Origin of the sequence: Thermanaerothrix sp. (assembly GCA_026417795.1) — a bacterium.
Taxonomy (GTDB): Bacteria; Synergistota; Synergistia; order Synergistales; family Synergistaceae; genus Thermanaerovibrio.
In genome coordinates, this window is the sequence record JAOACP010000007.1 from 1 (window position 1) to 11,937 (window position 11,937).

15 protein-coding genes and 1 tRNA gene are annotated in these 11,937 nt (G+C 57.8%); 4 read left to right on the plus strand and 12 right to left on the minus strand.

The window, feature by feature from the left end:
- Positions 1-180: 180 nt before the first annotated feature.
- From N2315_02320 to N2315_02370, 11 genes are all read right to left on the minus strand, one after another.
- Positions 181-636: a peroxiredoxin gene (locus tag N2315_02320; protein MCX7828023.1), complete on the minus strand. Its 456-nt coding sequence runs from the start codon at positions 634-636 to the stop codon at positions 181-183.
- Between the two features lie 83 nt (positions 637-719).
- The gene (locus N2315_02325; GenBank protein MCX7828024.1) at positions 720-1,583 is read right to left on the minus strand and encodes a thiamine pyrophosphate-dependent enzyme; all 864 of its coding nucleotides are present in this window, start codon (positions 1,581-1,583) and stop codon (positions 720-722) included.
- A 6-nt stretch (positions 1,584-1,589) separates the two neighbouring features.
- The gene (locus N2315_02330) at positions 1,590-3,314 is read right to left on the minus strand and encodes a 2-oxoacid:acceptor oxidoreductase subunit alpha (GenBank protein MCX7828025.1); all 1,725 of its coding nucleotides are present in this window, start codon (positions 3,312-3,314) and stop codon (positions 1,590-1,592) included.
- 127 nt (positions 3,315-3,441) lie between these two features.
- On the minus strand, positions 3,442-5,073 hold the full coding sequence (locus N2315_02335) for a carbon starvation protein A (protein MCX7828026.1): 1,632 nt from the start codon (positions 5,071-5,073) through the stop codon (positions 3,442-3,444).
- A gap of 96 nt (positions 5,074-5,169) precedes the next feature.
- Positions 5,170-5,571: a hypothetical protein gene (locus N2315_02340; protein MCX7828027.1), complete on the minus strand. Its 402-nt coding sequence runs from the start codon at positions 5,569-5,571 to the stop codon at positions 5,170-5,172.
- Between the two features lie 72 nt (positions 5,572-5,643).
- Positions 5,644-5,847 (minus strand): heavy-metal-associated domain-containing protein, encoded by a 204-nt coding sequence (locus N2315_02345; protein MCX7828028.1) that lies wholly within the window; start codon positions 5,845-5,847, stop codon positions 5,644-5,646.
- A 66-nt stretch (positions 5,848-5,913) separates the two neighbouring features.
- Complete coding sequence (locus tag N2315_02350; GenBank protein ID MCX7828029.1) at positions 5,914-8,085, minus strand: heavy metal translocating P-type ATPase; 2,172 nt, start codon at positions 8,083-8,085, stop codon at positions 5,914-5,916.
- Positions 8,086-8,162: 77 nt separating this feature from the next.
- Positions 8,163-8,591, minus strand: a complete 429-nt coding sequence (locus tag N2315_02355; protein MCX7828030.1) for a hypothetical protein — start codon at positions 8,589-8,591, stop codon at positions 8,163-8,165.
- Positions 8,592-8,665: 74 nt separating this feature from the next.
- Positions 8,666-9,085 (minus strand): acyl-CoA thioesterase, encoded by a 420-nt coding sequence (locus N2315_02360; protein MCX7828031.1) that lies wholly within the window; start codon positions 9,083-9,085, stop codon positions 8,666-8,668.
- On the minus strand, positions 9,085-9,498 hold the full coding sequence (locus tag N2315_02365) for a CoA-binding protein (protein MCX7828032.1): 414 nt from the start codon (positions 9,496-9,498) through the stop codon (positions 9,085-9,087). Before N2315_02365 ends, N2315_02360 begins: the two co-directional genes overlap by 1 nt.
- A 98-nt stretch (positions 9,499-9,596) precedes the next feature.
- Positions 9,597-9,980, minus strand: a complete 384-nt coding sequence (locus N2315_02370) for a hypothetical protein (protein MCX7828033.1) — start codon at positions 9,978-9,980, stop codon at positions 9,597-9,599.
- A 52-nt stretch (positions 9,981-10,032) separates the two neighbouring features.
- Here N2315_02370 and N2315_02375 point away from each other — a divergent pair.
- Positions 10,033-10,119, plus strand: a tRNA-Ser gene (locus N2315_02375).
- Positions 10,120-10,150: 31 nt separating this feature from the next.
- Here the strand turns inward: N2315_02375 and N2315_02380 are convergent.
- Positions 10,151-10,450 (minus strand): hypothetical protein, encoded by a 300-nt coding sequence (locus N2315_02380; protein ID MCX7828034.1) that lies wholly within the window; start codon positions 10,448-10,450, stop codon positions 10,151-10,153.
- Between the two features lie 142 nt (positions 10,451-10,592).
- Between N2315_02380 and N2315_02385 the strand changes: the two genes are divergently transcribed.
- Genes N2315_02385 through N2315_02395 form a run of 3 tightly spaced genes read left to right on the plus strand, consistent with a single transcriptional unit; the run spans position 10,593 to position 11,932 of the window.
- The gene (locus tag N2315_02385; GenBank protein MCX7828035.1) at positions 10,593-11,000 is read left to right on the plus strand and encodes a hypothetical protein; all 408 of its coding nucleotides are present in this window, start codon (positions 10,593-10,595) and stop codon (positions 10,998-11,000) included.
- Positions 11,001-11,044: 44 nt separating this feature from the next.
- On the plus strand, positions 11,045-11,488 hold the full coding sequence (locus N2315_02390) for a hypothetical protein (GenBank protein MCX7828036.1): 444 nt from the start codon (positions 11,045-11,047) through the stop codon (positions 11,486-11,488).
- Between the two features lie 60 nt (positions 11,489-11,548).
- Positions 11,549-11,932, plus strand: a complete 384-nt coding sequence (locus tag N2315_02395; protein MCX7828037.1) for a hypothetical protein — start codon at positions 11,549-11,551, stop codon at positions 11,930-11,932.
- The last annotated feature ends 5 nt before the right edge of the window (positions 11,933-11,937 follow it).

The following is an 11,937-nucleotide window of genomic DNA, read 5'->3' on the forward strand; positions in this document are numbered from 1 at the left end:
ATCCGAAACCTCGTGAATCACCGTTACGTAAAGCTTGGATCCGTCATAAGACAGGTCCACCTTTGCGGGCGGATGGGCAAAAGCAGCTCCCGCCATGCCCGTAAGCAGCAAGAAAGCCGCCACGGTCCTCGCAAAACTCGCGAAACGCCTCAAGGGACCCCCCCCTTCCTTAGGGGTAGTTTACAACAGGTTGAGCACCTCTTCAAAGTCCGGAAGGGTCTTTATCTCATAAACCTTGATCCACTGGACCTTGCCTTCTTCGTCAACCAGGACGTTGGCCCGCTCGGAGAAGCCGTTCTTCTCCCGGAAAAGACCCAGAGAGTCCGCCACCTCACCGTGGGGCCAGAAGTCGGCCAGGATCTTGAGGTTCTTAAGCCCCATGGAGTCCGCCCAGGCCTTCTTGCAGAACATAGAGTCAACGCTGAGCCCCAATGGCTCCACGCCCTTCTCCTGGAACCTGTGGTACAGGTCGTCCAACGCCTTCATCTGATCCCTGCATATGGGAGTCCACGCCAATGGATGGAAGGAAAGAAGCACCTTGCGCCCCTTAAAGGAAGAAAGGGTGACGTCGTTGCCGTCCTGGTCCTTGAGGGTGAAATCCTTAACCAAATCTCCAACTTTAACGAGCTCCGCCATGACTATCTCCTCCTATACCGTGTCTTTATTTTTCATGCCCCTAAGGGGTGAAAACAACTTGACCGGCCCACTCCATTAAGAGATCACCGGTAAGAACCTATGAAACGGTTCAGCTCCTCCGGGCTCCTTTGCCTCTCGTAAAGGGGCCTTAAATCGCCAGCCGCGTAAGGGGGCAGGGTCCTGTGGAATGGGGTTCCCTGCTTTTTGTACAACACCCCCACTGGGTACGGGGCTCCCCTAAACGCCAGCTCCATGGCCTTGCTTTTATCGCAAGGATCATGGTCATCCCCTATGGGGACGGTGTTGCTGCGGAACCACTGATAGGTATTTATCTTGTTGAAAGAGACGCAGGGCTGGAAGACGTCTACCAGGGCATACCCCTCCCCAGCCAGCGCCTCGGTCAATACATTTACCATCATGTCCTTGTCCGCACAGAAAACCCTGGCCACGAAGGAAGCTCCAAGGGATATGGCCACCGCCAGCGGGTTGAAGGGCTCCGATGAAACCCCTTCCACCTGAACGGGGGTTACCATCCCCCTTGGACTCGTTGGGGATGCCTGCCCCTTGGTAAGGCCATACACCATGTTGTTATGGACCAAATGCAAAAGGTTGGGGTTTCGCCTTATGGCGTGGAGGAAGTGGTTGCCCCCTTCTCCATACATGTCGCCATCGCCGCCAACGCATATCACCTTGAGGGCCGGGTTGGAGGCCTGAACCGCCGTGGCAACCGGCAGCGCCCTTCCGTGAAGACCGTTGAAGAAGTGGCTTCTGAAGTAATGGGGCAGCTTGGCCGCCTGCCCTATCCCGGATACCACCACCACATCCTTGGGGGTCAGGCCCGAAAGGGCCACCGCCTCCTTAAGGCAGTCCAATATGGGGAAATTGCCGCAACCGGGACACCAGGAATTATCACCGGGCACGTTGAATACCTTTGGATCCACCGCCATGACAAGTCACCTCCCCATCGCTTCGCCTATTAAAGCCACGGCCTGCTCAACCGACATCTGAAGCCCAGAATAGTGGTTAATCCTGTGGCTGGATACAAAGCTGTTAAGCCTCAAAAGCCCATCCAGCTGGCCTGTGGCGTTGCCCTCCAGGGTTATCAACTTCTTACCGGGAAGAAGGCGTTTGAGTTCCTTAACAGGCAAGGGCCATACCTGGGGAAGGTGTACCTGAGCTATGCCTCCGCCCAATGACCTTATGGCCTCCTCTATGATCCATTTGGTTGATCCCCACCCTATGACCGCCACCGGGGAATCAATGTCCCCTCCAACCACCGGGGGCATAACGCAGGACTCAAGCCCCTCGGCCTTCTTAAGCCTCTTGTTCACCATTTGAACCCTGAGCTTGAAGTCCTCCTTCATGTGGCCGGTCCGGTCGTGCTCGTGGCTGTCCACGCATACGAGCCCATCACCCAAACCCGGTATCCCCCTGGGGGAGATCCCGTCCTCGGTTATCTCGTATCTTGCATAATCACCGGAGGTCGTGACCACCTGATTGGACAGGATCGAGTCAACCTCAAAGGGCTCCAGGGACCATGAGCTATCCAGAAGATACTGGTCGGTGAGGATGAAAACCGGCACCTGGTAACGATCCGCCACGTAAAAGGCTTGCCTCGCGCAGTGGAAGGCCTCCAGCGGATCTCCCGGTGCGAAGATGGCCCTTGGGAACTCCCCGTGACCCGCGTAAAGGGCCAGGTTCAAGTCCCCCTGCTCCGTCCTGGTGGCCATGCCCGTGGCAGGACCGGGACGCTGGCCGATGTGGACTACCATGGGGACCTCGGTAACCCCCGAAAGGCTCACCGCCTCGCACATTAGAGCAAAGCCGCCGCCGGATGTGGTCGTCATTGCCCTTCCGCCAGCGTACCAGGCCCCAAGAACCATGTTGGCGGCGCATATCTCGTCCTCCGCCTGCTCCACGATGACACCGAACTTTTTAGCATGGGCCGCCATGAGCTGCAGCACCCCTGTGCCGGGGGACATGGGATAGGCGGTGACGAAGTCGCATCCTCCAGAGAGGGCGCCCAAGAAAACCCCTTCGTTGCCGGACAGGAGGAGACGATCCGCCAGCTCTCCCCTAGGATCAAGGGATACGACTATTCCAGCCCTTGCCTTCAGGCTTAACCCCTCTCGGTAGCCAGCCAACGCCCCATTAAGGTTCCCATCGAGGAGGTCCTGACCTTTTTGGCTGAAACGGGACTTCACCTCCCCGCAGAGGAGGTCCTCAGAAACCCCTACGATGGCTCCCATGAGGCCAAGGACCACTGAGCTGATAAACGATGGGGAACCGGCGGACCGGCTTAAGGCCAAGAAAGGAAAGGGCAGGAAGGAACCACCCAGGGATGCGGCCTCGTCTCCCATTTCGTCAGGATCACCCAATACCAGGGTATCGGAGGATATCCTCTCCCGGATGTTGTCCCTTATCCCCCGGTTCATGCATATCATAAGGTCAATCCGGTCAACCGGAGCTCCCACCGGGAGATCGGACAGCCTGAACTGGGAGGAGTTGCTACCTCCCCGGACCCTTGACATGAACTCCTTGGTGGCAAAAACGTGAAACCCCTGGCGCTTGAACATCTTAGCTCCCATGACCTCAACGGTCTGGAGCCCCTGGCCGGCGGCTCCACAAATCACGATGGAAAGGTCCCGGAAGCCTTCTCGAGGTAGAGAAACCGACATCCCCACACCCCCTCCGCTTTTATCTATAACAATTTTAGTTTATACCATACTCCCTCAAAGTCAACCACCATGTGGAACCGGCTATCTAGAGATGACGAAAGCCCCGGGCAGGGCCCGGGGCAATGGGTCAAATGGTGTCCCTCTTAAGGGCTCCAAAGGCCTCCTTCACCATGAGGATCGCCAAGACCATGAGCAAGACCGACGGGACCACCAGGATGTAGTTAGGGGTGGCCAGCATGAGGTTATCCTTGATCATTATGGCAAGGGCTCCTACGGTGGTGGCCAACATGAACCACATGGGGACCATGAGGAACGAGTTGTCCTTCTTGAGGCCCTTGGCTACCCACACCGATACGGACAGCAGGGCAAGGGCGGCCACCATCTGGTTAGATGCCCCAAAGACCGGCCATATGGCGGCCCAAGCGGGCACCTCCTTGCCGTCCGCCCCGTGGATCTTCACCAGAAGCAGCACCAGGGCGCCTATGACGGTTATAAGGGTGGCGCTGTACTTATCCACCTTGTAGTTGGTGAGCTCCTGGATCTGATACCTGGTAAGCCTCGTGGCGGTGTCAAGGGAGGTCAGGATGAAGGAGTTTATGGCCAAAAGCCCAAGCGACACGCCTACCTTGGGATTGATGCCCAGAAGACCCGCGAACTTACCAAAGCCCTTGGCGTAGGTGACCACCGGCCCTCCCTGGTCCACCACGCCGCTTATCATCACGGTGCCTATGGCTATAACCGCCACCACCCCTTCAAGGAGCATGGAGCCGTAGCCCACCGCCACCGCGTCGGTCTCCTTCCGGAGCTGCTTGGACGTGGTGCCGCTGCCAACCAAGGAGTGGAAGCCTGATATGGCACCGCACGCCACAACCACGAAGAGCATGGGCCAAAGGTACTGGTTGCCCGCTGCGAAACCCTTGAAGGCAGGCAGGGTAACCGCGAAGTCCGATCCCCTTCCAAGCAGCATTCCAACGCCGCCTATGATCACAGAGAAGTAGAGGAAGTACGACGCCAAGTAGTCCCTGGGCTGCAGGAGAAGCCAAACGGGAAGGACCGAAGCGGCGAATATGTAGACCGCCAATATCCAACGCCAAGTCTCCGCGGGAAGGGAGAACAGGTCCTGAACCCACTGGGCGTCATTGCCGTACCAACAGGCGTATATGACTATGGGTACCATGATCACCGTGGACCAAAGAAGGGGCACCCTGTAGCGGTAAACCATGACCCCAAATATCATGGCCAGGAGTATGTACAGCATCCCGGAGAACGCCACCGCCGGGTCGGCGGCAAAGGAGTTCGCCGCCAGCTGAAGGAAAACGGCCACCACCAAAACCAGGGCCAGTATGGTAAAGCATAGGAACAGCACCTTGCCCCTACGGCCTATCCAACGGTCCACAACCTCTCCCACGGACTTACCATCGTGCCTCATTGAGGCAACCAGGGAGCCCATGTCGTGGGGGCCTCCCACGAACGCCGATCCCACAAGACACCATATATAGGCCGGAAGCCAGCCGAACATGGAGGACGCGGTTATGGGCCCCACTATGGGCCCCGCCCCGGCTATGGAGGAGAAATGATGCCCCAGCAACACGGACGGATGGGCAGGGCAGAAGTCCACTCCATCGCAAAGGACCACCGCAGGGGTATCCTTATTGGGGTCAAGCTCGTAAAGCTTAGCCATCCTACCACCGTAAAAGCGATAGCAAACCGCAAAAACGACAATGGCGAAAACCAAAAGCCCAAGAAGCAACTTAGTCACTCCTTTCCCATCAACAAACCACACAACGGAAGATACCTTCTTGATGCTTAATTAAACAAAAACCCAATAACGGCATCCCTCTTTCTTTTTTATTTTTTAAGCACCCCCCTTCACCTCAAAGTTCCCCGTCCACGCGGACAGGGCTATGGCGCCTAAATCCTCAAAACCTCTTGGCGCCTTGACGCCAGGCCCCAGCAGGCAGGCCTCCGCAAAACCCCTTAACCCAAAGGAAAAAGAACGAACCCTCCTCTTCCCATCCGAATTCAGGGAAGACCAAAGGAGGAATCGCTGGGTCATGACGTCGGACATGGGACGAGCGGACGCCAGGATCTCCTCAACGTGGCGGTCATTGAGCTCACCCCAGAGTACGTGGTCCCAGGCATAATAGCGGCACACCTCCCCCAAAAGCCCGTCCTTGACGAAAGCAACCCTTCTTTTAACTCCGCTAAAACCCCCCCACTCCCATGGCTCGAACCCCAAGGACTCAAAAAGCCTCATTCCTCCCTTAAGATCCAAAAAGCCGCACCCCTTCACGTAAATTTAATATCAAGAACAAAAAAAAAGGGGGTATCACTCCCCCTCCTTGCAATCGTACCCAGCCTCCTTAATGGCTTCAATCGCCCTCTCAAGGATACCCCGGTCATCGGACTCAATGGTTACTTTTTTTGACGAAAGATCCACGGTAAAGCCCTCAATCCCCGCGGCTCTTAGGGCCTTGGATATGCGGTCCACGCAGTGCCCGCAGGACATGTCCTCAACTGCTATGGCGATCATTCCTTAAGACCTCCCCCATATTACACGTCGAGTTACACACCAACCCCACAACGGCCCGATAAAAGGTCATCCCCTCGACCTTATCCTAAGCGAGTTGATTATAACGGTAATGGAGCTGCAAAGCATGGCCAACTCCGCCAACATGGGGTGCATTATGCCCAACATGGCAAGGGGTATGAACACGAGGTTGTACCCGAACGCCCCAGCCAAGTTCTGGGCTATCACCTTGGAAAGGCCCTTTGATATGTCAAAGGCCCTTACAACCCCGGAAAGACCGGGCCTTACCAGCACCAGGTCGGCGCTGTCGATGGCAAGATCCAACCCGCTTCCCATGGCTATGCCCACGTTGGCCCCCTTGAGGGACGCGGCGTCGTTGATGCCGTCCCCCACCATGGCCACCTTAAGCCCCTGGGCCTGAAGGGAGTGTATCAACCCCAGCTTGTCCTCCGGCTTCATCCTTCCCCGCCAGCTTTCGATCCCCGTCTCCTCCGCCACCCGCCGGGCCACCGCCTCAGAGTCGCCGGTGGCCATGATAACCTCAACGCCCCTTTCCTTGAGGGCCCTCACGGCCTCCATGCTGTCCTCTCGCAAGGGATCCTTAAGTCCCATGGCCCCCAGCACCTGACCGCCCTTCCGAACCTCCACGACGGTCAAACCCTCCTGAGCCCAGCTGGCCCATTTCGAACCCTCAGGACGACCTACGAACCAATCCTCACCGTCTATGACCCCAAAGACCCCTTCGCCAGGAACCTCCCTTGGGTTCTCCACCGCAAAGACCTCAACCGCAAAGCTGGAAGCGATATGCGCCGCCACCGCCTTGGCTATGGGATGCGATGACGACGACTCAAGGGACAGGACATGGCCCGCTGCCCAATCAGGTATCTGCCACCTAACCACCGCCGGGCGGCCCATGGTCAACGTACCGGTCTTGTCCAGGACCACCGCGCCCACGGACTTTAACTCCTGAAAGGCCTCCCCATCCCTTATGAGCACGCCGGCCGAGGAAGCTTCCCCCGACGCCACCGCGAGGGCCATGGGGGTGGCAAGCCCCAAAGCGCAGGGGCAGGCGATGACAAGGGTGGCCATGGAGGCGTACAACCAAGGCCACATAACAGAGTGTGCGTTGAAGCCCAAGAAGGAGAGCACCATCCCCCGGATGTAGCCCATGCCGCCTTCCGCCAGCACCCAAAGGACTCCCGAAGCCACCGCAAGGCCTATCACCACCGGCACGAAGTACATGGTTACCCGGTCCGCCAGGGCCTGTATGGGGGTCCTGGCCCCCTGGGACTCCCTCACCATCTGGAGCATCCGGGATACAAACGATTCATCCCCCACCTTCTCGGCCCGTATTGTCAAAGGACCGGTAAGGTTCAAGGAGCCGCTCACCACCGGGTCTCCTGGGCCCCTCAATGGCAGGTCGGACTCTCCGGTTATGAAGGACTCGTCGACCCCTGAAATACCCTCCAGGACAACCCCATCCACCGGTATCCGCTCCCCGGGAAGCACCTTTATGGTCTGGCCTGACTTGAGGAACTCCTCGGGGACCAACTCCTCCCGATCTTCCTCGAGAATCCTGGCCATCCGGGGCTTCATGTCCATGAGGCTTCTAACCTTCTTCAGGGCCCTGTCCCGCAGCCTGGACTCGATGAACCTTCCCGTCAGGTGAAGCACCACCATCATGGTCCCCACGGCGGCAAAGGATGGGATATGGTGGGACATGGCGCCAAGGAAGCCAGTCAGGGAGCCCGCCGCAGCGCCTATGCCTATCAGGACGTCCATGTTGGCATGCCTATGGGACAGGGCTATCCAAGCGCCGCGGAATATGGTCCTTCCGCCGATGAATATGGCAAAGAAGGCTAAGAGCGCCTCCGCCAGGGGACCAAGGGGGGCGTGGCGGCGCAATACCATGTGGTAAAACATGTTCCACCACACCGGCAAGGAAAGGGCCGCCGCAAGGAGCAGATTCCGCACCGATGCCCTGTAACGCTGGCCTTCATTTGAATCCACCGCCTCTGAGAATGGAACTATGGGGTACCCCGCCTTCTCCGCCGCGGCAATCAGCACCTCATCCGATACATCGCCGTCGCATATCACCAGGGCGGTTTCGGTGGCCAGGTCTACGGAGACAAAACTAACCCCCTCCACCTTCGACAGCCCCTTCTGAAGCATCCTTGAACAGGTGGCGCAGGTCATGCCCGATACCCGGTATGTCCTCTTGGTCAATTCCGCTTCCGACAATTAAAAACCTCCGTTTCTTGCGCCAAAACAAGCCGCAATTCCGCAGCTTCGCAAAATCCACGAAAACCCCAAAAGCCCTAACGGATGAGATCCAAGCGCACGGCCCCCAAGGGGGTGAGCACCAGATTGCCCACAAGGGTTCCACCCCTTAGGGCGTTGTAAACCCCTATGGTCACCCCGGGGGAGAAGGTATGCCACTGGGGGTAATAGGTTATGAGATCCCCGTACCCCGACCCAAGGAAGAATCCCCTTCCCCCCGCATTAAAGGCCTCCCATCGGTTAAGCCTAGGCCAGAACACCCTTAGCGTCTCGGTCCTGGAGGACAGCGCGACCTTAAGGACAAAGGGTTCCATGCCCTCCTTGGCCCTCACAAGAACGCATCTAAGCCACTCGCAGGCCTCCAGCGCAGCCTCCCTGCAGCGGTCATCCGCCGGGTCCGAAGCGAAACCGCCGTACATCCTAAGCGCTAACCCCCCCAGCAGGAGCGACGCTATCATAAGCGCCACGAGGACCTCCGCCAGGCTAAACCCAAGGCGACGCCACGTACATCCATTTAACTTGTGGAGGCTAGAAAAGCCTCCTACCCCTCCAACCCGCTCATCCTCCTTTTAAGCCAGAGGTAAAAAGGGTTGTCGCCGGTTATCAAACGCCCTTCCCTGTCGCATATGCCGTGTTTCGTTGTCCCCTCCGCAAGAAGCGCTTGATCCAGCAGAACGCGGTACGAAAAGGTCACGCTGTGGGGCAGCAGATCCTTCAAACCGCATTCCACAGTTATAACGTCGTCGTAGTGGGCGGGCCTTTTATACCTGCAGCGCACCTCCACAGCGGGAAGGAGTATCCCCCTCTCCTCCCACTCCCGGTAAGATACCCCCAGGGCTTCACAAAAAGCCGCCCTAGCCACCTCAAACCACACCAGGTAGTTGGCGTGATACGCTATACCCATCTGGTCGGTCTCGCTGTAACGAACCCTTACCTTAGTGGCATGGACCGGCAAGGACATCAGAGGATACCCCCGCTCAGGGACATGTGGACCGCCATGACACAGCCCTCGAACACCTCAAACCCAAGTCCCCTAAGGGTTTCCTCCCCCTCAGGGTTCTCCGCCCCGGGCTGGAAGAAAACCGCAGGCCTAACCCTCATCTGCCCCAGGTCTTGGATCACATCCCCTTGATTAGCGGAAGAAAGGAACAGGGCCACCACGTCCACATCCTCCGGCAGCTCCAGAACACCCCCAAGGCAAGGGTCTCCGTTTACCTCCTCGCCCTTGATGGATGGGTTCACCGGATACACCTTGAACCCCTTGGACTTGAGGTACCGGTGCACCCGGTTAGACATCCTTTCCTCCCTCTTTGAAGCACCGACTATCGCCACGGTCCGGGCGGACGAGATCAGGGACTCCATCTTAGACCGCATCAAAGGACATCCTCCTTCAGTTTTTTAGGCCCCAAGGCGCATGGCATAACAAAACGCCAAGGGGAATCCCTACAATCCATTAACCATCAAGCACAAATTCACTTCCCACAGGTTCCACACGTCTCGTCCAACAGCATAACTCTTACCCCCGAGGGTATCAAGCTGGTTCTTAGGGTCACGACAAACTGGCCGGTGGACCTGGCAGGCAGGTATGGCCCCTTGGGCCTTCCCCAGGCGCTTGAGATCTGGTTGCCCAACGAGTCAAGCAGGACCACCGCCACCCGGGGCGAGGAGATCCTGTTGCCGCTCAGGTTCTGCACCCGGACCGCGGCCCTGCCAACCCCCGAGGAGGCGTCATAGGACCATTCAAACCCCTTTATGGCCACCCCGTTACCTGCCGCCCAAGACGAGCCAAAGAAGCCTAGCACGAGAAGGAGCGACAATAACGCCCCAAGGGCCACCCCCATGGTCCTTTTTAGCAAGGTTAAGTCGGTGCGAAGCGGCCCCTTTTGTGATAAAATCACTTTCGTGCGCGGAGGGCTGGCCGAGCGGTCTAAGGCGGCTGACTTGAAATCAGTTGTGGCACTGCCACCGCGGGTTCGAATCCTGCGCCCTCCGCCAAAGCTTCCGCTGCGCAACCTACCATTTCCCATCACGCAAGCCACTGCCTGAACTGCCCCCTCCCATAGGGATACTCGCTAAACAGCACCTCCGTCTCCCGGTAGCTCCTCCTTGCCACCAGGTATGTCATCGACACGGGGACGTCCCCCTGCCATCCCTCCAGAACCCTGTATTGGTATACCACGTCCATGTCCCTGTCCCCCGGGACTGGCACCCTGTTGGACCAGGCGGGGGGAACGTCCCTGTCCTTCCCTCTTAACAGCCCATAAAGGTATGACGCTTCGCCGGGTATCTGATAACCGGTCCTCTCAACCACCCCGTATATCCTCATGGATGGCACCTCCCTTCAATGTCTTTTTTAGCCATTATCATAGCAAAAGGTTGCCGAGCGAGGAACTCTGGGGACGAGACTTGACTTTCGTTTTAGCAAGATGTAGTGTTGCGATGATATCCTAAGATAAGGGGGGATTGCCATGCGTCGATTAGGGTTGTTGCTGTTGGCGGTTTTCCTAATGGCGGCCCTCCCGGGCCTTGCGTGGGCTAGGGAACTGGAGATCGCCGGCCCCTGGCTGTTGGAGTACCCACAAGGCAAGGGCATGTTGATCCTGACCAAGACAGGGGATACCTACACCGGGAGCCTAAACATACCCAAGCCCAAGTCCGGAGGCTCATACGCCTACAACGTCAAAATGCTCACCCACAGGTCTTACCTGCTACCGGGCAACAACATAACCTTCGACTGCGACGGATCCGGGGCCTATTTCTTCCTCAACCTGAGCAGCGAGACCACCGGCGTGGGGTGGCTTAACACTGGGCCCGGCGCGGAGGGCAACGCCGAGCTGGTCTCTCTTAACGGTCTCAAGGTACAAGCCCACCGCTAAGAAGATACGGCCTTAATTCAGCCGACGAAAGAGGGGTGATGCAATTGTCAGGGGAGAACATCCTAAAGGCCGCACAGGATGCCATAAGCAGCGTCAACGGCAAGTTCGAGAAAAAGGGAGATGTGTTCTGCCTTAACGTGATGATCGCGGAGAGAAAGGCGTTCCTCTCGAAGCAGAGCCTTTGGTACACCGCCCGCTTCAAGGTGGACGAAGCCTCAAAGCAGGTAACCTTCACGGAGATGCTGGAGGAGCGGAAGTCAGGCCTTGGAGCGGGGGACCTTGACGGCATCTCCCAGGGGTTCAGCTTCAAGAAGACGGTCACCAAATCCGGCACCGATGGGCTCGAGGGGTTCATAGACGAGCAATCGGACCTGTTCGGCAAGAAGTACTCCTACTCCTTCGACCACAAGGCGGTTAGGGAGGCGGTAAGAAGGGCGGCGGAGGCGGAAGGATACTCGTTCAAATACAGCATTTGGGGAAAGCTCTAGGCACCTAAGGGGTAACGAGCAACTCCTGGCCTAACATAATTAAGAAAGGGGTTGAGGGGGATGAGAAGGATCTTGGGTTTATGCGCAATCCTTGGGCTGATCCTGCTGGCCCTGGGTTCACCTTCGCAGGCGGTATCGGGTCCATATTCCGTTTACGCGTCGGTTACCACCGGCAGCGGTTCCATCCAGGCCGTTTTGGTGCCCGGCGAGTTCACGGTCCCCAACGGCAGCAACGCCGTCATAGTGAGCTTCAGGCACGATGACCCCAACACCGGGTACCACTCCGAAAAGCTGGGGAAGAACATCTACTCCGTCACCCTTGGCAAGTACATGGTGGACAGCAGCGGCAATCCCCTGCTTAGGCTCCCGCCCGGGCAGTACCGCTTCGTGGTCGGAGGATACCCAGGCGCCACCGGGGGATTAACCTACAACCTGGAACCCTGAGCCAC

What these genes read in the sequence shown, in the direction of transcription:
- N2315_02320 (MCX7828023.1), bottom strand. Translation starts at nt 636, where the DNA reads ATGGCGGAGCTCGTTAAAGTTGGAGATTTGGTTAAGGATTTCACCCTC.
- N2315_02325 (MCX7828024.1), bottom strand. Translation starts at nt 1,583, where the DNA reads ATGGCGGTGGATCCAAAGGTATTCAACGTGCCCGGTGATAATTCCTGG.
- N2315_02330 (MCX7828025.1), bottom strand. Translation starts at nt 3,314, where the DNA reads ATGTCGGTTTCTCTACCTCGAGAAGGCTTCCGGGACCTTTCCATCGTG.
- N2315_02340 (MCX7828027.1), bottom strand. Translation starts at nt 5,571, where the DNA reads ATGAGGCTTTTTGAGTCCTTGGGGTTCGAGCCATGGGAGTGGGGGGGT.
- N2315_02345 (MCX7828028.1), bottom strand. Translation starts at nt 5,847, where the DNA reads ATGATCGCCATAGCAGTTGAGGACATGTCCTGCGGGCACTGCGTGGAC.
- N2315_02360 (MCX7828031.1), bottom strand. Translation starts at nt 9,085, where the DNA reads ATGTCCTTGCCGGTCCATGCCACTAAGGTAAGGGTTCGTTACAGCGAG.
- N2315_02365 (MCX7828032.1), bottom strand. Translation starts at nt 9,498, where the DNA reads ATGCGGTCTAAGATGGAGTCCCTGATCTCGTCCGCCCGGACCGTGGCG.
- N2315_02380 (MCX7828034.1), bottom strand. Translation starts at nt 10,450, where the DNA reads ATGAGGATATACGGGGTGGTTGAGAGGACCGGTTATCAGATACCCGGC.
- N2315_02385 (MCX7828035.1), top strand. Translation starts at nt 10,593, where the DNA reads ATGCGTCGATTAGGGTTGTTGCTGTTGGCGGTTTTCCTAATGGCGGCC.
- N2315_02395 (MCX7828037.1), top strand. Translation starts at nt 11,549, where the DNA reads ATGAGAAGGATCTTGGGTTTATGCGCAATCCTTGGGCTGATCCTGCTG.